The organism is Streptomyces sp. NPDC004561 (assembly GCF_053602155.1).
This window is the reverse complement of record NZ_JBSGDB010000105.1, coordinates 1-21,738: the sequence shown is the minus strand read 5'-3', so window position 1 is coordinate 21,738 and position 21,738 is coordinate 1. Positions and strand designations below refer to the sequence as shown.

The following is a 21,738-nucleotide window of genomic DNA, read 5'->3' as shown; positions in this document are numbered from 1 at the left end:
GGGCGGCCGCCCGTCGGGCGCCCGGACCGCGGCGGGCGCGGGCAGCGCCTTGCGGTCCAGCTTGCCGTTGGGCGTCAGCGGCAGCGCGTCCAGCGGGACGACGGCCGCCGGCACCATGTAGTCCGGCAGGGTCGCCGCCGCGTGCGCGAGCAGCTCGTCCACGGGGACGCGGGCCGGAGCCTCCGCCGTCGGCACGGGCCCGGCCGGCACCACGTACGCCACCAGCCGCCTGGCTCCCGAGGCGTCCTCCCGGACGACGACCGCGGCCTGGGCGACCGACCCGTGGCGCAGCAGCGCCGTCTCGATCTCGCCCGGCTCGATCCGCTGGCCGCGCAGCTTGACCTGCTGGTCGGCCCGGCCCAGGTACTCCAGCTCGCCGTCCGGCGTCCAGCGCACGACGTCACCGGTGCGGTACATCCGCTCGCCCGGCGCGCCGAACGGGTCGGCGACGAACCGCTCCGCGGTCAGCTCCGGCCGGTGCACGTATCCGGCGGCCAGCTGACGCCCCGCGAGGTACAGCTCGCCGGGCACCCCGGGCGGCAGCAGCCGCAGCGCCTCGTCCAGGACGTACACCCGGCTGTTCCACAGGGGCCGGCCGATCGGCACCACCGTGGTGCGGCCGGACCGGACGCACTCCGCGTAGGTGATCTCCACGGCGGCCTCGGTGGGGCCGTAGAGGTTGTGCAGCCGCGCCCCGAGGACCGCGAAGAACCGGTCCACCGTCTCCGGGGGCAGCGCCTCGCCGATCGAGAACACCTGGCGCAGGCCGGTGCAGCCGGCGACGGACGGCTCCCGCAGGAACGCCTGGAGCATCGACGGCACGAACTGGACGCAGGTCACCGACTCCCGCCGGATGAGATCGGCCAGGTAGGCGGGGTCCTTGTGGCCGCCGGGCGCGGCGACCACCAGCGCGGCCCCGGTCTGCAGGGTCCAGAAGAACTCCCACAGCGAGGTGTCGAACCCGCACGGCGTCTTCAGCAGCACCCGGTCGCCCGGGCCGATCCGGTACTGGTCCTGCATCCACAGCAGGCTGTTGGTGATCGCCTTGTGCGGTACGACGACACCCTTGGGGCGTCCGGTGGAGCCCGACGTGAAGATGACGTAGGCGGGACTGTCGCCGGTGAGCCGGCGCTCGGCCCGGACGGGGGCGGCGGAGCCGGAGTCCGGGGTCTCGTCCACAAGGAGCCGGGGGACGTCCGAGGCGGGCAGGCCGGACGCGGCCTCGCCGGTGGTGAGCAGCAGGACGGGGGCGGCGTCCTCCATCATCCAGCCGATCCGCTCGGCCGGGTAGTCGACGTCGACGGGGACGTAGGCCGCGCCCGCCGCCAGCACGGCGTGCAGCGCCACCACCAACTCCGCCGACCGGGGCACGGCCACGGCCACGAAGTCCCCTTCGCGCACGCCTTGTTCGCGCAGCCGTCCGGCCAGCCGGGCGACCCGGCCCGCGAACTCGGCGTACGTCGTCTCCCGCCCGTCCGCCACCAGCGCGACGGCGTCCGGGGTACGGGCGGCCTGGGCCTCGAAGAGGTCCGGCAGCGTGGTGTCGGGGACCTCCCGGGCGGTGGCGTTCCACTCGTGCAGCACCTGCCCTCGCTCGTCCGGCGTCAGCAGCGGGATCCGGCCGACCAGCGTGTCGGGGGCGGTGGCGAAGGTCTCCAGCAGCATCCGCAGCCGGTCCGCGAGGCGGGCCACGGTCCGCTCGTCGAACAGGTCCGCGCGGTAGCTGAGCGCGAGCCGCAGCGAACGGCCGGGCGCGACGGTCAGGTTGAGCGGGTAGTGGGTCGAGCCGGTGGCCTCCGGGCCCTCGCCGTCCTCGGCGGCCGGGGCGATCCGCAGCCGGCCCCCGGCGGCCGAGGCGGCCTCCGGCGGCTCCTCGCCCCCGGTCAGCGGGGCGCTCACGAACGCGACCGTGCTGTCGTACAGCTCGCCCATGCCCACCCGGCGGTGGATGCCGGCCAGGCCCAGGAAGTGGTACGGCTCCAGCTCGGCCTGCTCCCGCTGGACGCGCTCCAGCAGCTCGGCCAGCGGTTCGCCGGGGCGCGTGCGCACCCGCACCGGAGCGGCGTTGATCAGCGGGCCGACGATCTCCTCGACCCCGTCCAGCTCCGGCGGCCGGCCCGAGACGGTCTGCCCGAACACCACGTCCGGCCGTCCGGTCAGACCGCTCAGCAGCAGCGCCCAGGCGCCCTGCACCACGGTGTTCAGGGTGAGCCCGGCGGCACGCGCGGTCGCCGTCACCGCGGCGGTCACGTCCTCGGGCAGGTCACTGACGTACAGCCGGGGCAGCGCCCGCGGGCCGCTCGCGGCCCGGCCGCCGGCCACCAGCGTCGGGCCCGGCAGCCCGGCCAGGGCGTTCGCCCAGGCATCCTCGGCGGCCTGCCGGTCCTGCCGGGCCAGCCAGCCCAGGTAGCGGCGGAACGGGACCGTCCCCGGCAGCCCGGAGGCGTCCGCGCGGCGGGCGTAGAGCAGCTCCAGGTCCCGCATCACCAGCTGGAACGACCAGCCGTCCAGAAGTATGTGGTGGTACGTCAGCACCAGGACGTGCCGCTCGTCCGCCAGCCGCACCAGGGTCAGCCGCAGCAGCGGCGGGCGGGCCACGTCGAATCCGCGGGCCCGGTCCTCGGCGCGGTAGCGGTTCAGCCGGTCCTGCTGCTCGGCGCGCGGCAGGCCCCGCAGGTCCAGCTCGGACCACGGCACGTCCACGGTCCGCCGGATCAGCTGCACGGGCTGCCCTGACCTGCGTACCTGGAACCCGGCGCGCAGCACCTCGTGCCGGCGGGCCAGCTCCGTCACGCAATCGCGCAGCACCCCGGCCGACAGCGGCCCGGCCAGGTCGAAGGAGACCTGGATCGTGTAGGCGTCGACGGCGTCGTCGTCGTACAGGGCGTGGAAGAGCATCCCCTCCTGCAGCGGTGTCAGCGGCAGAGCGGCTTCCAGCAGTGACTGCGTCATGGTCGGACTCTCCAAAGGCGCTTGTACCGGCGGACCTCTCTCGCCGCTGCCTCGATGCTCCGGCCGCCCCCGGTCCCATCTCCAGGCAGAGCGACGGCAACTGGGCGGGAGGTACGGCGGCGGAACTGCCGGTCGGGGCAGGTGGCTCGCCGGCCGGATGCTGCCGGTGCGACGGCCGACCGGCAGAACCGGCCGAAAAGGGGAAGAAACCGGACCGTGTGCTGCCGCCGCACTGCCTGGGGCGGCACCGGCCGCGCTCCTAACGTTCCGACCGGCGGCACCCCCCCGGGCCATCGGGCGGTTGCCGTCGACTCACCTGTTGCGCATGTCGATCGAGAGGAGAAGGCGATGGCCGAACTGCAGGAGACGGACACCACCGAGGCGTTCGAGGCGCTGGTCGAGGACGAGTACAGCCGTCCGCAGACCTGCCTCATCCCGACGGCCGTGCGCTGACCGCACACGGCCACCGACCGAAGAAGAGGTCCCACCATGCGCCTGCGAGTCTCGCCGCTGGTCGTCTTCGCCTGGCGGAACGGTCAGTTGGTCTGCGACGACCCGGTGCACCGCCGGCAGCTGGCTCTGAGCCCGGCCGCCCAGCGTGTGCTGCCGTACTTCGCGGACTGGGCGGAGGCGGGCGACGCCGCCGGGTCCGGCACCCCGCCGGACCCGCGGCTGGTCCACCGCCTGCTCCAGGCCCACGTCCTGATCGCGGAGGGCTCCCCCGAGGACGGGCTCGCCCGCTCCCTGGGCGCCTGGTCCGAGTGGGGCACGGCGGCGACCTACTACCACCTGGCCACCCGGACGGCCGGCGACGAGCCGTTCCGCACCGCGACCGATGACACCGCCTGGCTCGTCGGGCATCTGCCGGACCGCCCCGAGCCACCGGAGAACAAGGAATACCCGGACGCGGAACGGCACGCGCTGCCTCCGGTGGACCGGCTCCGCGTCGGCGCCGGGGACGACAGGGCGCCCGGGGCGCACGAGCCGGCCGGCCTGGGCGCCGTCCTGCGCGGCCGGCGCACCACCCGTGCCTTCGACGCCCACCGCTCCATGACCGCCGGGCAGCTGTCCGCCCTGCTGCACTGGGTGGCCGCGCCCCAGCACCGGGTCAGCACCCCCGGGCTGCGGCCCGCGATGCTCAGGACCAGCCCGTCCGGCGGTGCCCGGCACTCGCTGGAGGTGTACCCGGTCGTGCTCCGCGTCGACGGCGTGCCGTCCGGCGTCTACCACTACCACCCGACCGCCCACGCCCTGGAACGCCTCGGCGACGCCCCGGCCGTCCCCGACGAGGCCGTCACCTGGTGCGGCGACCAGAGCTACGCGGGCGGCGCGGGCGTGCTCCTCTTCTACACGTCCGTGCTGGACCGGGTCGCCTGGAAGTACCGCACGCCCCGCACCTACCGCACCCTCTACATGGAGCTGGGCCACTTCAGCCAGACCGCCTACCTCGTCGGCACCGCCCTGGGCCTCGGCGTCTTCTTCACCGCCGCCACCCGCGACGCGGCCGTCGAGGAACGGCTCGGCATCGACTGGCGCGAGGAGATCCTGCTCGGCGTCAACGGCGCCGGAGTGCCGTCCGCGGCCGAGACCGAACGCCAGCGCGCCATGCTCGACGGAGCCGGCGCCGGGTTCTCCTTCCCCGGCGACGACTGGGACGGGCTGGCCGCATGAACACCGAGAACGGGCGGGCGGCCGGTCTCCACGCGCGCCTCGACCTGGACCGCGCCGACCGCAACATCGCCCGGCTGCACCGCGCGGCCGCGGCGCACGGCGTGCGGGTGCGGGGCCATGTGAAGGGGCACCGCACCGCCGAGCTGGCGCTGCGGCAGGTCGGGGCCGGTGCCGTCGGCATCGCGGTGACACAGTTCGCCCAGGCCCGCGCCTATGTCGCCGCGGGTGTCCGGGACGTGGTCATCGCCCACCCCTGGCCCGAGCCGTGGCGCCTGCGGCTGGCCGCCGGCCTCGCCCGCGACTGCCGGCTGTCGGTACACGTGGCCACCGGGGAGGCCGCGGCGGGCCTCGCCGCCGCGGCCCGCCGCGCCGGCACCACGGTCGGCGTCCGCATCCAGCTGGGCACCGGCCTCGACGCCACCACGACACCGGACGACCAGGTGCTCGCCCTCGCCCGCGCCGTGGTCTCCCGCCCCTCCCTGCGCCTCGACGGCGTCACCGCCTACCAGGCCCTCGTCACCCCGCGGGCGGCCCGGGACCCGTACGGCACCGGGCGGGACACCGCCGCGTACGCCGTGCGCGTCGCCGGGCTGCTGCGCGGCGCGGGCCTGCCCTGCCCGGCGGTGACGGTGGGCGGCACCCCCACCGCGTCCGGCGCCCTCGCGGTGCCCGGCGTCACGGAACTCTGCTCCGGCGCGTACGCCCTGTACGACACCGGCCTGGCCGCCGTCGGCGCCTGCGCCCCCGAGGACGTGGCGCTCACGGTGGCCGCGCACGGCGCCGAGGACCGCCGCCGGCTGGACGCACTCATGGCCCGGCACCCCTATCCCTGGCAGGCCCCTGCCGACCACACCCGGCTCGCCTCCGCCGCGCCGCCCGGCACGCCCCTGCGCCCGCCCCACATCTGCTCCGTGACCCAGGGCATCACGTCCCTCACCGTCCACACCGGTTCCGGCGCGCACCCCCTCGGCACCTGGCGGCTGATCAACGACCAGGACGGCGAGCCGGGGACGGATGAGGCGGAGCGAGCGCAGGCGGCGGAGGCACCGACAGAGGCACGGACAGCGGCCCGGACGACGGCGACGGGAGGTGTGCGCCGATGACCCGCACCCCGGGCACGACCCGCCCGCACACGGCGACCCCCGGCCGGTTCCACGTGCTCCGCGTACCGGCCTACCGGCTGTTCCTCGGCGCCCAGTTCACCTCCACCTTCGGCGACTACCTGCTCGCCCCCGCGCTGGCCTTCGCCGTCCTGGACATCTCCGGGTCGCCGACCGACCTCGGCCTCGTACTCGCCGCCCGGGCGGTCCCCCTGGTGCTGCTCATGCTCCTCGGCGGAGTGCTGGCCGACCGGCTGCCCCGGCACCGGGTGATGCTCGGCGCCGACCTGGCGCGGCTGCTCAGCCAGGGCACGGCCGCCGCCGACGTGCTCGGCGGGCACGCGGCCGTCTGGCATCTCGTCGTGCTCCAGGCCGTGCACGGCACCGCGAGCGCCCTGTTCACACCGGCGGTCACCGGCCTGGTCCAGGAGACCGTGCCGGCCGGGCAGCGCCAGGCGGCCAACGCCCTGCGCGGCATCGGCCAGTCCACGGCGATGATCACCGGCCCGCTCGCCGCGGCCCTCCTCCTCGTCACCGTGGGCACCGGCTGGGCGCTGGCCGCCGATGCCGCCACCTTCGGCATCAGCGCCGTCTGCCTGGCCCGGCTGCGGCTGCCGGCCCGGCCGGCGGCCCCGGCCGGCGGCGGCATCCGGACGGAACTGGTCGACGGCTGGCGGGAGTTCCGCTCCCGCACCTGGGTGTGGTCGGTGATCCTCATGGCCTCGCTGACCAACATGCTCTACGGCTTCGTCACCGTGCTCGGCCCCCTGGCCGGCGCACACGAGCCGGGCGGACGGGGCGCCTGGGGGCTGCTCCTGGCCACGTTCGGCGCCGGTGCCGTGTGCGGTGGCGCGGCGGCGCTCCTGGTCCGCCCGCGCCGCCCGCTGCGTACCGCACTGCTCGCGGTGACCCTGTTCGCCGCGCCGCCGCTCGCGCTCTCCCGGGCGGCCTCCCTTCCACCGGCGCTGCTCGCGATGTTCCTCGGCGGCGCCGGGCTGATGCTCTTCAACCCGCTCTGGGAGACCGCCCTCCAGGCCGGAGTGCCCGCCGCGGTGCTCTCCCGGGTCAGCGCCTACGAGTGGTTCGGCTCCTACGCCGCCCAGCCCCTCGGCCTCGCCCTGGCGGGACCGGTGGCGGCCGCGGTCGGCCTCCGCACCGCCCTGCTCGCGACGGGCACGGCCCAACTCCTCATCGCCCTGGCCCCGCTGACGGTGGGAGAGGTACGCCGGCGCGAGGCGGTGGCGCCGGGCACGGCACCCGGCGCGGAGCCGGAGGCTCAGGGACCGGCGTTGTCCACAAGCGCCGAGTAGTCCACAGGGTCTGACGCCTTTCGGCCACCGGCTGTACGGTCTGGACGAGTTGATGTTCGTGTCGATGTCCGGGCCGGCGCCTGTCGGGGGCCGCGCGCGGAGTGGCGGGGGAGGCGGTCGCGATGACCGGAACCGGTGTGGGCGTGGCGGGCGAGGCGGAGCGGGGGGAGCGCAGGCTGCCCCGGGTGCGGGGATTCGCCGAGTGGCCGCGGCAGGGCTCGCCCAAGGGGGAGGGCAAGGCGCTGCGGTCGAGCGTGCCGCGCCGCGCCCACTGCACCCTCGACCTGGACGCCTCCCGCCCCGACGCGGTGAGCGCGGTCGCCGACTCCAACGCCGGGCGGCTCGCCGAACTGACCGCGATCCGCGTGGGCCGGATGGCGGCCACCCCCTTCGCCTTCCTGCGCGGCTCGGCCGGACTGATGGCGTACGACCTGGCCCGCACCCCCATGACCCGGATCGGCACCCAGATATGCGGCGACGCGCACGCCGCCAACTTCGGCCTGTACGGCGACGCGCGCGGCGGCCTCGTCATCGACCTCAACGACTTCGACGAGACCGTGCACGGCCCCTGGGAGTGGGACCTCAAGCGGCTCGCGGCCTCGCTCGTGCTCGCCGGACGCGAGGCGGGCGCGGACGAGGACACCTGCCGGGCGGCGGCGCGGGACGCGGTCGGCGCCTACCGGCGCACCATGCGGCTGCTGGCGAAGCTGCCGGTGCTGGACGCGTGGAACGCCATCGCGGACGAGGAGCTCGTCTCCCACACCGACGCGCACGACCTGCTCGGCACCCTTCAGCGGGTCTCGGAGAAGGCGCGGGCCAACACCAGCGGCCGGTTCGCGGCGAAGTCGACCGAGCAGGCCGAGGACGGCGGACGGCGCTTCGTCGACGCCTCCCCCGTGCTGCGCCGCACGGCCGACGCCGAGGCCGCGTCGGTGGCCGCGTCCCTGGAGGAGTACCTGACGACGTTGTCCGAGGACCGGCACCCCCTGCTCGCCCGGCACACGGTGCACGACGTGGCCTTCCGGGTGGTCGGCACCGGCAGCGTCGGCACCCGGTCCTACGTCGTGCTCCTCCTCGACCACCGCGAGCAGCCGCTGGTGCTCCAGGTGAAGGAGGCCCGCCCCTCCGCGCTGGTCCCGCATCTGGCCACGGCCGGCTTCGAGACCCCGCCGGTGGCGCACGAGGGCCGCCGGGTCGTCCTCGGGCAGAAGCGGATGCAGGTGGTCAGCGACATCCTGCTGGGCTGGACGACGGTCGACGGGCGCCCCTTCCAGGTGCGCCAGTTCCGCAACCGCAAGGGCAGCGTCGACCCGGCCGCCCTCGCCGCCGACCAGATCGACGACTACGCCCGCATGACCGGCGCCCTCCTGGCCCGCGCCCACTCCCACAGCGCCGACCCCCGCCTGATCGCCGGCTACTGCGGCAAGAACGAGGAACTCGACGAGGCAATAGCCGCCTTCGCCACCACCTACGCCGACCTCACCGAAGCGGACCACACCCACCTGATCACAGCCATCCGCTCGGGCCGCATCGCAGCGGAATAGGGCATCTGACGAACGCCCCGCTCGCAGCCGACGGAACCGCAGTTCCCGAGGGGCGCGGGGAACTGCGCTCAACCACGACGAACCCGCGCCCGGGAACTCGCAGCCCCGCGCAGTCCCGTATGAACGGCCCGCTCGCAGCCGACGGAACCGCAGTTCCCGAGGGGCGCGGGGAACTGCGCGCTCAACCACGACGAACCCGCGCCCGGGAACTCGCAGCCCCGCGCACTCCCGTATGAACGGCCCGCTCGCAGCCGACGGAACCGCAGTTCCCGAGGGGCGCGGGGAACTGCGCGCTCAACCACGACGAACCCGCACCCGGCAACCGCCCCGCACCCCCCACCACCCACCACCCCGCCCAAGCCGAGCGCAGCGGCTACGCTGGGCGGGTGACGACCCCGGAAGCTGAGCAGCCCCAGGCACCGAGGCCCGAGGAACGGCTGGAGCAGGCCGTACGGGCCGCCGAGCAGGCGTTGATCGAGTACGAGATCGCCGTGGAGACCTTCCGCGTCGAGGTCGAGAACTTCGCCCGGCTGCACGAGCAGAGACTCGGCCCGCTCTACGCCCGCATCGAGGAGCTGGACGCCCAGATCGCGGAGGCGAAGGCCGCCCGCACCGGCGACCCCGAGGACGTCCGCCGCGCCGAGGAGGCCCGCGCCCGCATCCTGCCCATCCCCGGCGTCGAGGAGCTGCTGCACGGCTGGATGGACGGCCACGGCCTCTACCCGGAGGCCGCCGCCATGCTCACCGACCAGGCGGTACGGCCCCCGGAGCGGGTGCGGCCCAGCGAGGAGGCCCGCAAGCTCTACCGCGAGCTGGCCCGCAAGGCGCACCCCGACCTGGCGCAGGAGGAGGACGAGCGCAAGCGGCGCGAGGAGTTCCTCACCCGCGTCAACGCCGCCTACGCCCACGGCGACGAAGCCCTGCTCGGCGAACTCGCCGAGGAGTGGGCGGCCGGCCCGGTACCGCCCGAGCGGCGCCCGAGCCCCGCCGAGGAGCTGTACGCCCGTCTCGAATGGCTCGCCCAGCGCAAGGAGCTGCTCACCCTCGTCGCCCGGGAGCTGGAGGACGGCGCGATCGCCGGCATGCTCCGTCTCGCCCCGGACGACCCCGACGGGCTGCTCGAAGAGATCGCGGACAGGCTCCGCGCCGACATCGCCCAGCGCGAGGCGGAGCTGGCGGACCAGCTGGGGCAGGGCTGAACGGCGCCCGGCTTCGGGTAGCGTCGGAGACATGAACTTCGGAGCTGGTGTGCCCACGGTCGAGGTCACGGACCTCAAGGACGGCGACTTCCTGCTGGACGTCCGGGAGGACGACGAGTGGCAGGCGGGCCACGCCGAGGGAGCGCTGCACATCCCGATCAGCGAGTTCGTGGCCCGCTACGGCGAGCTGACCGAGGCCGCCCCGCAGGACGGCCGCGTGCACGTCATCTGCCGCTCCGGCGGCCGGTCCGCCCAGGTCACCATGTACCTGGTCCAGCAGGGCGTCGACGCCGTGAACATCGACGGCGGCATGCAGTCCTGGGCCGCCACGGGCCGCCCGGTGATCACCCCGGACGGCGGCCCGGGCCACGTGCTGTAGCCCGCTCGGGTAGTCCGCTCGCCCGTCCCGGGGCCGCGCGGTCAGCTCAGCGGGTGCGCCGCCAGCAGGTCCCCGAGCCGCTCCTCGTACGCCGCCGCCGGGCCGAGCGCCAGCTCCAGGTGCTTGGCCCAGGCGTGGTACCGGTGCAGGCAGTAGTCGGTGTCCGCGCCGAACCCGCCGTGCAGATGCTGTGCCGTCTGCACGACCCGCCGTACGCCCTCCGCAGCCCAGATCTTCGCCACGGCGACGTCCCCGGCGGCGGGCAGCGGCCCCGGCGCGCCCGAGGCGATCCGCCACGCGGCCTGCCACAGGGTGGCCGCCATGGCGCGCAGGTCGATGTACCGGTCGGCGGCCTGCACGGCCACCGCCTGGAAGGTCGCGATCGGATGCCCGAACTGCTCCCGCCTGCCGGTGTACTCGCCGGTCATGTCCAGCACCCGCTCGCCCAGCCCGAGCGCCAGCGCGCAGGTGCCGGTCGCGAGCAGCGCGTGCAGCCACTCCCACGCGCCCTCGGCCTCGACGACCTCGCCCGCGTCGATCCGAGCGGACGCCAGCCGCAGCTCGGCCAGCCGCTCCCCGCTGGTGGACACCTGCTCGGCGAGCGCCACGCCGTCCAGCGTGCGGGGCACGAGCGCGAGCACGCTCCGGCCGGCCGGCGTGCCCTCGATGTGCGCCGGTACGACGACGAGGTCCGCGTCGTACGCCCACGGCACCGCCGTCTGCACCCCGTCCAGCACCCACACCGGCCCGTCCCGCCGGGCGGTGACGGCCAGCTCGGCGGGGTCGTGTCCGGTACGGCCGCTCGCGGCGACGGTCAGCACCAGCTCGCCCCGCCCGGCCCGTTCCAGCAGACGTCCCGCGAGCTCCGGGCCCCCGTAGGTCTGCACGGTCGCGGCGGCCGCGCTGTGCTCCAGCAGCGGCACCCGCGCGAGGACCTTCGCCGACTCGCGCAGCACCAGGCACAGCGCGATCGCGTCCAGACCCGCACCGCCGTACGCGTCGTCGAGGAGCAGGCTGAGCAGGTCCGCCCCGGCGAGGCGGGACCACAGTTCCCGGTCGAGGCCGTCGGCCACGGCGCCGGTGGTGAGCGCCGGGCTCGGCACCGCGTCCGGCGCGACCCCGGCGAACACCCCGCGCGCCGCTTCGGCCGCCGCCCGCTGCTCCTCGCTGAAGGTGAAGTCCACGGCCTGTCCCTCCGACGGTGCGGTCAACTGACGGGCCGTCAACATAGAACAGGTTCTAGAAGAAGGGAACCGCCCCGGCCCGTCTCCGGCGGGGGCACCGGTCGGGTGCCGTGTGCCCGGCCCCCGTCCCCGGACCGGTCGACGGCAGGCGGCGCGGCCGGTCAAGGACGGGCGGGGGCTGCCGGCGGGCCCCTAGTACCGCGGGGGAAGCCCGCCCGTCGGGGCGCGCCGCGTGGCGAGGACCACGGACGCCGGCCCGTACCCGGGGCTGCGCCCGGTGGCCGGGGCTGAGTACCGTTCCGTGCGAGTGCCGAGCTGTGGCGCTCGTGCAACACGCGGCGCCTGGGACGGGCGGCCGTGCCACTGAGCTGACCCAGCGAAGCGACAGAGCCGAAACGGGGGACGGGGCGGAATGGACGCGTACGACGAGGACTCGGGGGCCGCACGCGGCCCGGACGGGTCGGCCGGGGCGCGTCCCCCGGAGGACCGGCCGAAGGGCTTCCCGGGCGGCGGGGAACCCGGCGGCCCGGGCGGTCAGGAGCCACCCGCGGCCGACCCCGCGGACGCCGCCGCTCCCGCGCCGCCCCGCACCGGGGTCGCCGCGCTCTCCCCGCGCTACCAGGTCGGCGCCGCGCTGGCCCTCGCGGTGGTCGCCGTCGCCGCCTGTGTGCATCTGCTGATGGTGTTCCTCAGCCTGGCACCGGCCAACACGGTGTCTAAGCAGCACGGCAAGGCGGTCGAGGAGTGGGTGTACCCGGAGTTCGAGCAGAACTGGAAGCTGTTCGCGCCGAACCCGCTCCAGCAGAACATAGCTGTCCAGGTGCGCGCCGAGGTGCGGATGAAGGACGGCGGCGTGCGCACCACCGGCTGGACCGACCTGTCCGCCGAGGACGGCGCCGCCATAGACGGCAACCCGGTGCCCAGCCACACCCAGCAGAACGAGGTCCGCCGGGCCTGGGACTTCTTCGCCGCCACGCACGGCGCCGACAACCGCCCCGTGGGCATGCGCGGCTCCCTCTCCGAGCAGTACCTGCGCCGGATCGTGGTGATGCGCCTGTACCGCACCGACCCGACCAGCCGGGCGGGCGTCGTACAGCAGGTGCAGGTCCGCTCCAGCACCACCAATGTGCAGCCCCCCGCCTGGGCCCGTGAGCAGGTACCCGACAAGCCCGTCTACCGTCTGCTGCCCTGGTGGACCGTGAGCGCCGACGAGGCCGCCGGAGGTGTGCGGTGAACCGCTTCTCCCTGACCCTGTCGCGCGGGATCGCCCGCGTCACCGAGGCGGCCCTCGGGCCGTACCAGAGCGCCGTGATCCGGATCGGGTTCGCCGGCACCTGGCTGCTGTTCCTGCTGCGCGAGTTCCCCCACCGCCAGGAGCTGTACGGCCCCGCCGGGCCCTGGGGCTGGAACCTCGCCAAGGAGCTGACCGCCGACAACCACGCCTTCACGGCCCTGCTCTGGTCGAACGGGCAGATCTGGTTCGAGTGCTGCTACGCGCTGGCGGTGCTCGCGAGCGCTGCCCTGGTGGTCGGCTGGCGCACCCGCACGGCGTCCGTGCTGTTCATGGTGGGCGTGCTGTCGCTGCAGAACCGCAGCGTCTTCGTCGGCGACGGCGGCGACAACGTGCTGCACCTGATGTCCTTCTACCTCGTGTTCACGCGCTGCGGGCAGGTGTGGTCCCTCGACGCCCGGCGGGCGGCGCGCGACGAGGCGGCACGCGCGCGCGGGGAGCGGGTTCCCGCCGACCGGGTGGGGCCGGCGCTGTGGGCGGTGCTCGGCCTGGCGCTCGTGACGGCGACGGCGACCGGCCGCTTCGACAACGGGTGGCTGATCCCCGCGCTGCTGTGGACGGTGTGGGCGGTGCTCGGCCTGTCGTGGGCGGTCGGGCGCCGCGCGAAGTCCCCGGAGCCGCGGATCATGCTGGACGTGATCGCCAACGTCCTGCACAACGGCGCCCTGGTCGTGATCATGGCGGAGGCGTGCCTGATCTACGCCACGGCCGGCTGGTACAAGATCCAGGGCTCGCGCTGGCAGGACGGCACCGCCGTCTACTACCCGCTCCACCTGGACTACTTCTCGCCCTGGCCCGGCCTCGCCGATCTGATGTCCTCCAGCGGCACGATCATGATGATCGTGGCCTACGGGACGGTCATGGTGCAGGTCGCCTTCCCGTTCACCCTGTTCAACCGGCGGGTGAAGAACGTCCTGCTGGTGCTGATGATCCTCGAGCACTCGGTGATCGCGGTCGTCCTCGGCCTGCCGTTCTTCTCGCTGGCGATGATCACCGCGGACGCGGTCTTCCTGCCGACGTCCTTCCTGCGCCGGCTGGGCGCCCTCGTGGCACGCGCGGGCGGACGTGTCGCCCGGCGGCCCGAGGGCCCCTCGCTGCCCTCCCCGCGCTCCCCCGAGGAGAGCACGGCGGGACACGTAGGGTTCACGGCATGACCGACCCGCTGACCCGCTGGCGCGAGCACGCCGGTTCCGCCGTGCTGCTCGACGGCTTCCACGCGCTGAAGCACGCGCTGCGCTTCGGTGCCGAGGTGCCGGTGGCGGTCACCACCGACCGGCGGGCGGCGCTGGCCCTGGCCGAGGAGCTGGCAGGCGACGTACGGGACACCCTGGACGCGCTGCTCACGGAGGTGCCCGCGGGGACGTACGCCTCCCTCGTCCCGCGGCCCCATCCGACGGGCGTGGCCGCGCTCGCCGTACGGCCGTCCCGCGAGGCCAATCTGCGGACGCTCGCCCGCACGCCCCGCACCGCCCCCGTGGTGGTCCTCGACAACCCCCGCAACCTGGGCAACGCCGGTGCCGTGATCCGCCTGGCCGCCGGTTTCGGGGCGACCGGCGTGGTCACCACGGGCACCCTCGACCCCTGGCACCCCACGGTGGTGCGCGGCGGGGCGGGCCTGCACTTCGCGACCGCCGTGGAGCGCCTCGGCGCCGACGAGCTGCCCGACGGGCCGCTGTTCGCCCTCGACCCCGAGGGCGAGGACATCCGCGGCACCAGGCTGCCCGACGACGCCCTGCTCGCGTTCGGGTCGGAGCGCAGCGGGCTGTCGGGGGAACTGCGCGCGCGTGCCGACCATCTGCTGCGGCTGCCGATGCGCCCCCAGGTCTCCAGCTACAACCTCGCCACCAGCGTGGCGATGACGCTGTACCACTGGAGCGCGACCCAGGGGGCGCATCGCGCCCCCTGAGGGGCGCGGAGCGTCACGCCTCCCGGCGCACCTCGACGACCCGGAAGCGGTTGGCCACGAACGCGCCGTCGCACAGGGCCGCGTTCGCCGCCGGGTTGCCGCCCGAGCCGTGGAAGTCGGAGAAGGCGGCGGTCTGGTTCACGTACACCCCACCGGTGAGGTTGAGCGAGAGCTGGGCCGCCTCCTCCAGGCACACGTCCTCGACGGCCCGCTCGACCTCGGTGTCGGTGGTGTAGGCGCCGACCGTCATCGCGCCCTTCTCGCGGACCGTGCGGCGCAGCAGCTCCACCGCGTCGCCGACCGAGTCGACCGCGACGGCGAAGGAGACGGGGCCGAAGCACTCGCTCATGTAGGCGGCCTCGGCGTCCGGCTTGGCGCCGTCGAGCTTGACGACGACGGGGGTGCGGACGACCGCGTCCGGGAACTCCGGGTTGCTGATCTCACGGGAGGCGAGGGCGACCTCGCCGAGACCGGCGGCGGCCTCCAGCCGGGCCTTGACGTCCGGGTTGACGATCGCGCCCAGCAGCGCGTTGGCGCGCGCGTCGTCGCCGAGCAGGCCGTCGACCGCGCGGGCCAGGTCGGCGGTGACCTCGTCGAAGGTCTTCGGGCCCTGGTCGGTGGCGATGCCGTCCCGAGGGATCAGCAGGTTCTGCGGGGTGGTGCACATCTGGCCGCTGTACAGGGACAGCGAGAACGCCAGGTTGGACAGCATGCCCTTGTAGTCGTCCGTGGAGTGCACGATCACCGTGTTGACGCCGGCCTTCTCCGTGTAGACCTGCGCCTGGCGGGCGTTGGCCTCCAGCCAGTCGCCGAAGGACGTCGACCCGGTGTAGTCGATGATCCTGATCTCCGGGCGGGTGGCGAGGGCCTTGGCGATGCCCTCGCCGGGGCGCTCGGCGGCCAGGGCCACCAGGTTCGGGTCGAAGCCGGCCTCGGTGAGGACCTGACGGGCCACCTGCACGGTCAGCGCCAGCGGCAGCACCGCGCGCGGGTGCGGCTTGACCAGGACCGCGTTGCCGGTCGCCAGGGAGGCGAACAGGCCCGGGTAGCCGTTCCAGGTCGGGAAGGTGTTGCAGCCGACGACCAGGCCGATGCCGCGCGGCACGGCCGTGAAGTGCTTGGTGAGGACCAGCGGGTCGCGCTTGCCCTGCGGCTTGGTCCACTCCGCCGTCTCGGGGGTGCGGACCTGCTCCGCGTACGCGTACGCCACCGCCTCCAGGCCGCGGTCCTGGGCGTGCGGGCCGCCCGCCTGGAACGCCATCATGAACGCCTGGCCGCTGGTGTGCATCACCGCGTGCGCGAACTCGTGCGTCCGGTCGCTGATCCGCTTGAGGATCTCCACGCAGACCACGGCCCGCACCTCGGCGCCGGCGTCCCGCCAGGCCCGCTGTCCGGCCCGCATCGCCGGGACCAGCACGTCCAGGTCCGCGTGCGGGTAGCTCACGCCCAGCTCGATGCCGTACGGCGAGACCTCGCCGTCCACCCAGCCGTCCGTGCCGGGCTGGCCGAGGTCGAGGCGGGTGCCGAGCAGGGCGTCGAAGGCGGCCTTGCCCGCCGCCGCGTCCAGGCTGCCGTGCTCGCCGTAGGCCTTCGGGTGCTCGGGGTGCGGGGACCAGTACGCGCGCGTGCGGATCGCTTCCAGGGCCTGGTCGAGAGTGGGCCGGTGCTTGGCGATCAGCTCGGGCGCGGTCAGTTCGGCGGCCATGCGGGACCAACTCCTCGTCTGGAGAACTCTGCGTCGAGTTCACGACCTGGCATAAAGAGCAGCGGGATGGGACGGTCAGAGCTAGAGTAACCGAACGATCGGTCGGGACAAGGGGGCCTGCCGCATCTGTGGAAAACCCCGTGCGGGAGGATCGCGCACATGACAGCAATCGCCCTCAGCAGCCCCGTGGCCGTCGTCGGCACCGGCACCATGGGCCAGGGCATCGCCCAGGTCGCGCTGGCCGCCGGACATCCGGTGCGGCTCTACGACACCGTCGCCGGGCGGGCCCGGGACGCGGCCGCGGCGATCGGCGCCCGCCTCGACCGGCTCGTGGACAAGGGCCGGCTCACCGCCGAGGACCGGGACGCGGCCCGCGCCCGCCTCACACCCGTGGACGCACTGGCCGGCCTGGCCGACTGCGCCCTGGTCGTCGAGGCGGTGCTGGAGCGGCTGGACGTCAAGCAGCAGCTCTTCGGCGAGCTGGAGGACATCGTCGCCGAGGACTGTCTGCTCGCCACCAACACCTCCTCGCTGTCGGTGACGGCGATCGGGGGCGCCCTGCGCCATCCGGGCCGCTTCGTGGGCCTGCACTTCTTCAACCCGGCGCCGCTGCTGCCGCTGGTCGAGGTGGTCTCCGGCTTCGCCACCGACGTCACGTCGGCCACGCGTGCGTACGAGACCGCCCGCGCCTGGGGCAAGACCCCGGTGGCCTGCGCGGACACCCCCGGCTTCATCGTCAACCGGATCGCCCGGCCCTTCTACGCCGAGGCGTTCGCCGTGTACGAGGCCCAGGCCGCCGACCCGGCCACCATCGACGCGGTGCTGCGCGGGTCCGGCGGCTTCCGGATGGGTGCGTTCGAGCTGACCGACCTGATCGGGCAGGACGTCAACGAGTCCGTGACGCAGTCGGTATGGCGGTCCTTCTTCCAGGACGTGCGCTTCACGCCCTCCCTGGCCCAGCGCCGCCTGGTGGAGTCCGGCCGGCTCGGCCGCAAGAGCGGGCACGGCTGGTACGACCACGCCGACGGCGCCGAGCGGCCCGAGCCGCACACCGCCGACAAGGAGCAGCCGCCCGCGTACGTCGTCGCCGAGGGCGACCTCGGCCCCGCGGCCGAGCTGCTCACGCTGATCCGCGAGGCGGGCATCCAGGTCCGCGAGGAGGACGAGGACAACGGCCCCCGCCTGGTGCTGCCCGGCGGCGGCCACCTGGTCCTCGCCGACGGCCAGACCTCCGTCGAGTTCCGCGACGTCGTCCACTTCGACCTCGCCCTCGACTACCGCGCCGCCACCCGTATCGCCCTGTCCGCCGCCCAGGACACCGCGCCCCGGGCCCTCGCCGAGGCCACCGGCCTGTTCCAGGCGCTCGGCAAGGACGTCAGCGTCATCGGCGACGTCCCCGGCATGATCGTGGCCCGCACGGTCGCCCGGATCATCGACCTCGCCCACGACGCGGTCGCCAAGGGCGTGGCCACCGAGGAGGACGTCGACACCGCGATGCGCCTCGGCGTGAACTACCCGCTCGGCCCCTTCGAGTGGGACCGCGCGCTCGGGCGCGAGTTCGCCTTCGACGTCCTGGACGAGATGCACGAGCGCGACCCCTCCGGACGCTACGCGCCCTCCCTCGCGCTCTACCGCCACGCGTACGCCATCGACAAGCGGGAGGGCGCCTCATGACCACGGTCAAGCGCGACACGTACACCCCCGAGACGCTGCTCTCCGTCGCCGTGCAGGTCTTCAACGAGCGCGGCTACGACGGCACCTCCATGGAGCACCTGTCCAAGGCGGCCGGCATCTCCAAGTCGTCGATCTACCACCACGTCAGCGGCAAGGAGGAGCTGCTGCGCCGGGCGGTCAGCCGCGCCCTGGACGGCCTGTTCACCATCCTGGACGAGGAGCACGCGTGCGAGGGCCGGGCCGTCGACCGCCTCGAGTACGTCGTGCGGCGCATGGTCGAGGTGCTCATAGCCGAGCTGCCCTACGTCACGCTGCTGCTGCGGGTGCGCGGCAACACCGCCACCGAGCGGTGGGCGCTGGAACGGCGCCGCGATTTCGACCACCGGGTCGCCGAGCTGCTGAAGGCGGCCGCCGCCGACGGGGACGTACGCGCGGACATGGAGGTGCGGCTCGCCACCCGGCTGGTCTTCGGCATGATCAACTCCGTCGTGGAGTGGTACCGGCCGGACCCCCGCGGCGTCACCGCCCGCGAGGTGGCCGACGCGGTCGTCCGGCTCGTCTTCTCGGGCCTGCGGCAGAGCTGAGACCGGGCCACCCCGGCCTCACGTCTCGGGGGCACCTGTATTCACGCCTCCGGCGCACCCGTTTTCACGCCTCCGGCTCCAGGTCCTCTTCCTCGAACACCAGCAGCGTGCGGGTGCTCAGCACCTCCGGGATCGCCTGGAGCCGGGTGAGCACCAGCTCGCGCAGCGCCCTGTTGTCGGGCGTGTGCACCAGGAGCAGTACATCGAAGTCACCGCCCACCAGCGCGATGTGGGAGGCGCCGGGCAGCTGTCTGAGCTGCTCGCGGACCGTGCGCCAGGTGTTCTGGACGATCTTCAGCGTGATGTACGCCGACGTGCCGTGCCCCGCCCGCTCGTGGTCCACGCGCGCGCTGAAGCCCCGGATGACCCCGTCCTCGACGAGCCGGTTGATGCGCGCGTAGGCGTTGGCGCGGGAGACGTGCACGCGTTCGGCCACGGAGCGTATCGAGGCGCGGCCGTCCGCCTGCAGGATCTTCAGGATGTCCTGGTCGATGGTGTCCAATGGGCGCGGTGGCAGAAGGGCACCGCCCTGCGCGCCGTCGGCCATTTGTTCAGGTGCCATGTCCCCCCGCTTCATCGCCGTGGACGTCCTGCGTTCATTCCAGGCCGTGGAGAACCGTTTGTCCACAGCCTTGAGGTGCCTGTAGCCAAAATGTGCCGACGACCGAACAATCGGTAGGTGAGGCGAGTCACAGACGACACGCCTCCCGTAGCCGCTCCCACGAGGAGGTGCCGTCATGACGGTCATGGAGCAGCGGGGCGCTTACCGGCCATCCCCGCCGCCCGCCTGGCAGCCCCGCATGGACCCCGCGCCACTGCTGCCCGACGCCGAGCCCTATCGCGTCCTCGGCACCGAGGCGGCCGCCAAGGCCGATCCGGACCTGCTGCGCCGGCTCCACGCACAGGTGGTGCGCGGCCGCCGCTACAACACGCAGGCCACCGCGCTCACCAAGCAGGGCCGCCTCGCCGTCTACCCCTCCAGCACCGGCCAGGAGGCCTGCGAGGTCGCCGCCGCCCTGGCCCTGGAAGAGCGCGACTGGCTCTTCCCCAGCTACCGCGACACCCTCGCCGTCGTCACCCGGGGCGTGGACCCCGTCGAGGCCCTCACCCTGCTGCGCGGCGACTGGCACACCGGCTACGACCCCTACGAGCACCGGGTCGCCCCCCTCAGCACCCCGCTCGCCACCCAGCTTCCGCACGCCGTCGGCCTCGCCCACGCCGCCCGCCTCAAGGGCGACGACGTGGTCGCGCTCGCCATGGTCGGCGACGGCGGCACCAGCGAGGGCGACTTCCACGAGGCGCTGAACTTCGCCGCCGTCTGGCAGGCGCCGGTCGTCTTCCTCGTGCAGAACAACGGCTTCGCGATCTCCGTCCCGCTCGCCAAGCAGACCGCCGCGCCCTCCCTGGCCCACAAGGCCGTCGGGTACGGCATGCCGGGCCGCCTGGTCGACGGCAACGACGCCGCCGCCGTGCACGAGGTCCTCACCGACGCCGTACGGCGCGCCCGCGCGGGCGGCGGCCCGACCCTGGTCGAGGCCGTCACGTACCGCATCGACGCCCACACCAACGCCGACGACGCCACCCGCTACCGGGGCGACGCCGAGGTCGAGGCCTGGCGCGACCACGACCCGGTCAGGCTGCTGGAGACGGAGCTGACCGCGCGCGGCCTGATCGACGAGGCCGGCCTCGAAGCCGTACGGGAGGACGCCGAGGCGATGGCCGCTTCGCTGCGCGAACGCATGAACCGGGACCCCGAGCTCGACCCCATGGAACTCTTCGACCACGTCTACGCCGAGACCACCGCCCAGCTGCGTGAACAGCGCGCCCTGCTGCAGGCCGAGCTGGAGGCCGAGCAGGACGGGACCGGCACGCAGGAAGGCGGGGCCCGATGACCACCGTCGCCGTCAAGCCCGCCACCATGGCGCAGGCCCTCACGCGGGCGATGCGCGACGCGATGGCCGCCGACCCCACCGTGCACGTCCTGGGCGAGGACGTCGGCACCCTCGGCGGTGTCTTCCGCGTCACCGACGGGCTCGCCAAGGAGTTCGGCGAGGACCGCTGCACCGACACCCCGCTCGCCGAGGCCGGCATCCTCGGCACCGCCGTCGGCATGGCCATGTACGGCCTGCGCCCGGTGGTGGAGATGCAGTTCGACGCCTTCGCCTACCCGGCGTTCGAGCAGCTGATCAGCCATGTCTCCCGGATGCGCAACCGCACCCGCGGCCGGATGCCCCTGCCGATCACCGTGCGCGTGCCCTACGGCGGCGGCATCGGCGGCGTCGAGCACCACAGCGACTCCTCCGAGGCGTACTACATGGCCACCCCGGGCCTGCACGTCGTCACGCCCGCGACCGTCGCCGACGCCTACGGTCTGCTGCGCCAGGCCATCGCCTCCGACGACCCGGTCGTCTTCATGGAGCCCAAGCGGCTCTACTGGTCCAAGGACTCCTGGAACCCCGAGCAGCCCACGGACGTGGAGCCCATCGGGCGCGCGGTCGTGCGCCGCCCGGGCCGCAGCGCCACCCTGATCACCTACGGTCCCTCCGTGTCCGTCTGCCTGGAGGCCGCCGAGGCCGCGCAGGCCGAGGGCTGGGACCTGGAGGTGCTCGACCTGCGCTCCCTGGTGCCGTTCGACGACGAGACCGTCTGCGCGGCCGTCCGGCGCACCGGACGCGCCGTCGTCGTGCACGAGTCCACCGGGTTCGGGGGGCCGGGCGGCGAGATCGCGGCCCGTGTCACCGAGCGCTGCTTCCACCACCTGGAGGCCCCCGTGCTGCGCGTGGCCGGGTTCGACCTCCCCTACCCGCCGCCCATGCTGGAGCGGCACCACCTGCCCGGCGTCGACCGCATCCTGGACGCCGTGGCGCGGCTGCAGTGGGAGGCCGAGGGCTGATGGCACAGGTGCTGGAGTTCAAGCTCCCCGACCTCGGCGAGGGACTCACCGAGGCGGAGATCGTGCGCTGGCTGGTCCAGGTCGGTGACGTCGTCGCCGTCGACCAGCCGGTCGTCGAGGTCGAGACGGCCAAGGCGATGGTCGAGGTCCCCTGCCCCTACGGCGGCGTGGTCACCGCCCGCTTCGGCGAGGAGGGCACGGAACTGCCGGTCGGCGCCCCGCTGCTGACGGTGGCGGTCGGCGGACCGGCGGCGGAGCCCGAGGGCTCGGGCAACGTCCTGGTCGGCTACGGCACCCAGGCTCCCGCGGCCCGGCGGCGCCGGGTACGGGGCGCCGCGGCGGCCAC

General features: G+C 74.3%; 18 protein-coding genes. 14 read left to right on the top strand and 4 right to left on the bottom strand.

Features of this window, described 5'->3' with window-relative positions; all coding sequences use genetic code 11:
• On the bottom strand, window positions 1–2,952 hold a 2,952-nt coding region (locus ACWEN3_RS16490; RefSeq protein WP_452970874.1), incomplete at its 3' end, for a non-ribosomal peptide synthetase.
• Between the two features lie 489 nt (window positions 2,953–3,441).
• Between ACWEN3_RS16490 and ACWEN3_RS16485 the strand changes: the two genes are divergently transcribed.
• The 6 genes from ACWEN3_RS16485 to ACWEN3_RS16460 all read left to right on the top strand — a co-directional run bounded on the left by ACWEN3_RS16485 (window position 3,442) and on the right by ACWEN3_RS16460 (window position 10,155).
• On the top strand, window positions 3,442–4,623 hold the full coding sequence (locus ACWEN3_RS16485) for a SagB family peptide dehydrogenase (protein WP_452970871.1): 1,182 nt from the start codon (window positions 3,442–3,444) through the stop codon (window positions 4,621–4,623).
• Complete coding sequence (locus tag ACWEN3_RS16480) at window positions 4,620–5,726, top strand: alanine racemase (protein WP_452970869.1); 1,107 nt, start codon at window positions 4,620–4,622, stop codon at window positions 5,724–5,726. Before ACWEN3_RS16485 ends, ACWEN3_RS16480 begins: the two co-directional genes overlap by 4 nt.
• Window positions 5,723–7,033, top strand: a complete 1,311-nt coding sequence (locus tag ACWEN3_RS16475) for an MFS transporter (protein WP_452970866.1) — start codon at window positions 5,723–5,725, stop codon at window positions 7,031–7,033. The genes ACWEN3_RS16480 and ACWEN3_RS16475 overlap by 4 nt, the downstream gene beginning before the upstream one ends.
• A 122-nt stretch (window positions 7,034–7,155) precedes the next feature.
• Window positions 7,156–8,577 carry a DUF2252 domain-containing protein gene (locus ACWEN3_RS16470; RefSeq protein ID WP_452970864.1) on the top strand — a complete coding sequence of 474 codons (1,422 nt, stop codon included), beginning with the start codon at window positions 7,156–7,158 and terminating at the stop codon, window positions 8,575–8,577.
• A 386-nt stretch (window positions 8,578–8,963) separates the two neighbouring features.
• Window positions 8,964–9,776, top strand: coding sequence for a hypothetical protein (locus ACWEN3_RS16465; RefSeq protein WP_452970863.1), 813 nt, complete (start codon window positions 8,964–8,966; stop codon window positions 9,774–9,776).
• Between the two features lie 49 nt (window positions 9,777–9,825).
• Window positions 9,826–10,155, top strand: coding sequence for a rhodanese-like domain-containing protein (locus ACWEN3_RS16460; RefSeq protein ID WP_452970877.1), 330 nt, complete (start codon window positions 9,826–9,828; stop codon window positions 10,153–10,155).
• Between the two features lie 41 nt (window positions 10,156–10,196).
• On the opposite strand, the gene ACWEN3_RS16455 is transcribed toward ACWEN3_RS16460, so the two are convergent.
• Window positions 10,197–11,339, bottom strand: coding sequence for an acyl-CoA dehydrogenase family protein (locus ACWEN3_RS16455; RefSeq protein WP_452970861.1), 1,143 nt, complete (start codon window positions 11,337–11,339; stop codon window positions 10,197–10,199).
• 412 nt (window positions 11,340–11,751) lie between these two features.
• Between ACWEN3_RS16455 and ACWEN3_RS16450 the strand changes: the two genes are divergently transcribed.
• Genes ACWEN3_RS16450 through ACWEN3_RS16440 form a run of 3 tightly spaced genes read left to right on the top strand, consistent with a single transcriptional unit; the run spans window position 11,752 to window position 14,536 of the window.
• On the top strand, window positions 11,752–12,573 hold the full coding sequence (locus ACWEN3_RS16450) for a DUF5819 family protein (RefSeq protein WP_452970858.1): 822 nt from the start codon (window positions 11,752–11,754) through the stop codon (window positions 12,571–12,573).
• On the top strand, window positions 12,570–13,784 hold the full coding sequence (locus tag ACWEN3_RS16445) for an HTTM domain-containing protein (protein ID WP_452970856.1): 1,215 nt from the start codon (window positions 12,570–12,572) through the stop codon (window positions 13,782–13,784). Before ACWEN3_RS16450 ends, ACWEN3_RS16445 begins: the two co-directional genes overlap by 4 nt.
• Window positions 13,781–14,536, top strand: a complete 756-nt coding sequence (locus ACWEN3_RS16440; RefSeq protein ID WP_452970853.1) for a TrmH family RNA methyltransferase — start codon at window positions 13,781–13,783, stop codon at window positions 14,534–14,536. Before ACWEN3_RS16445 ends, ACWEN3_RS16440 begins: the two co-directional genes overlap by 4 nt.
• A gap of 13 nt (window positions 14,537–14,549) precedes the next feature.
• Here the strand turns inward: ACWEN3_RS16440 and paaN are convergent, their stop codons facing one another.
• A complete protein-coding gene (paaN, locus tag ACWEN3_RS16435) occupies window positions 14,550–16,241 on the bottom strand; it encodes a phenylacetic acid degradation protein PaaN (RefSeq protein WP_452970851.1) in 1,692 nt (563 codons plus the stop codon).
• Window positions 16,242–16,400: 159 nt separating this feature from the next.
• Between paaN and ACWEN3_RS16430 the strand changes: the two genes are divergently transcribed.
• Entirely contained in the window at window positions 16,401–17,915 is a 1,515-nt protein-coding gene (locus tag ACWEN3_RS16430; RefSeq protein ID WP_452970849.1) for a 3-hydroxyacyl-CoA dehydrogenase, read from the top strand.
• Entirely contained in the window at window positions 17,912–18,499 is a 588-nt protein-coding gene (locus tag ACWEN3_RS16425; protein WP_452970846.1) for a TetR/AcrR family transcriptional regulator, read from the top strand. The genes ACWEN3_RS16430 and ACWEN3_RS16425 overlap by 4 nt, the downstream gene beginning before the upstream one ends.
• A gap of 64 nt (window positions 18,500–18,563) precedes the next feature.
• On the opposite strand, the gene ACWEN3_RS16420 is transcribed toward ACWEN3_RS16425, so the two are convergent.
• Window positions 18,564–19,061 (bottom strand): Lrp/AsnC family transcriptional regulator, encoded by a 498-nt coding sequence (locus ACWEN3_RS16420; protein ID WP_452970844.1) that lies wholly within the window; start codon window positions 19,059–19,061, stop codon window positions 18,564–18,566.
• A 175-nt stretch (window positions 19,062–19,236) separates the two neighbouring features.
• On the opposite strand from ACWEN3_RS16420, the gene pdhA reads away from it, so the two are divergent.
• The 3 genes from pdhA to ACWEN3_RS16405 all read left to right on the top strand — a co-directional run.
• Complete coding sequence (gene pdhA, locus ACWEN3_RS16415; RefSeq protein ID WP_452970842.1) at window positions 19,237–20,391, top strand: pyruvate dehydrogenase (acetyl-transferring) E1 component subunit alpha; 1,155 nt, start codon at window positions 19,237–19,239, stop codon at window positions 20,389–20,391.
• Window positions 20,388–21,392, top strand: coding sequence for an alpha-ketoacid dehydrogenase subunit beta (locus ACWEN3_RS16410; RefSeq protein WP_452970839.1), 1,005 nt, complete (start codon window positions 20,388–20,390; stop codon window positions 21,390–21,392). Before pdhA ends, ACWEN3_RS16410 begins: the two co-directional genes overlap by 4 nt.
• Window positions 21,392–21,738, top strand: a 347-nt coding sequence (locus ACWEN3_RS16405; protein ID WP_452970837.1) for a biotin/lipoyl-containing protein, incomplete at its 3' end; no start/stop codon positions are given. The genes ACWEN3_RS16410 and ACWEN3_RS16405, both read left to right, overlap by 1 nt.

Bases quoted from the DNA above. Each gene is read 5' to 3' on its own strand.
- ACWEN3_RS16485 (WP_452970871.1), top strand. From the start codon at position 3,442: ATGCGCCTGCGAGTCTCGCCGCTGGTCGTCTTCGCCTGGCGGAACGGT.
- ACWEN3_RS16480 (WP_452970869.1), top strand. From the start codon at position 4,620: ATGAACACCGAGAACGGGCGGGCGGCCGGTCTCCACGCGCGCCTCGAC.
- ACWEN3_RS16475 (WP_452970866.1), top strand. From the start codon at position 5,723: ATGACCCGCACCCCGGGCACGACCCGCCCGCACACGGCGACCCCCGGC.
- ACWEN3_RS16470 (WP_452970864.1), top strand. From the start codon at position 7,156: ATGACCGGAACCGGTGTGGGCGTGGCGGGCGAGGCGGAGCGGGGGGAG.
- ACWEN3_RS16450 (WP_452970858.1), top strand. From the start codon at position 11,752: ATGGACGCGTACGACGAGGACTCGGGGGCCGCACGCGGCCCGGACGGG.
- ACWEN3_RS16440 (WP_452970853.1), top strand. From the start codon at position 13,781: ATGACCGACCCGCTGACCCGCTGGCGCGAGCACGCCGGTTCCGCCGTG.
- paaN (WP_452970851.1), bottom strand. From the start codon at position 16,241: ATGGCCGCCGAACTGACCGCGCCCGAGCTGATCGCCAAGCACCGGCCC.
- ACWEN3_RS16430 (WP_452970849.1), top strand. From the start codon at position 16,401: ATGACAGCAATCGCCCTCAGCAGCCCCGTGGCCGTCGTCGGCACCGGC.
- ACWEN3_RS16425 (WP_452970846.1), top strand. From the start codon at position 17,912: ATGACCACGGTCAAGCGCGACACGTACACCCCCGAGACGCTGCTCTCC.
- ACWEN3_RS16420 (WP_452970844.1), bottom strand. From the start codon at position 19,061: ATGGCACCTGAACAAATGGCCGACGGCGCGCAGGGCGGTGCCCTTCTG.
- pdhA (WP_452970842.1), top strand. From the start codon at position 19,237: ATGACGGTCATGGAGCAGCGGGGCGCTTACCGGCCATCCCCGCCGCCC.
- ACWEN3_RS16410 (WP_452970839.1), top strand. From the start codon at position 20,388: ATGACCACCGTCGCCGTCAAGCCCGCCACCATGGCGCAGGCCCTCACG.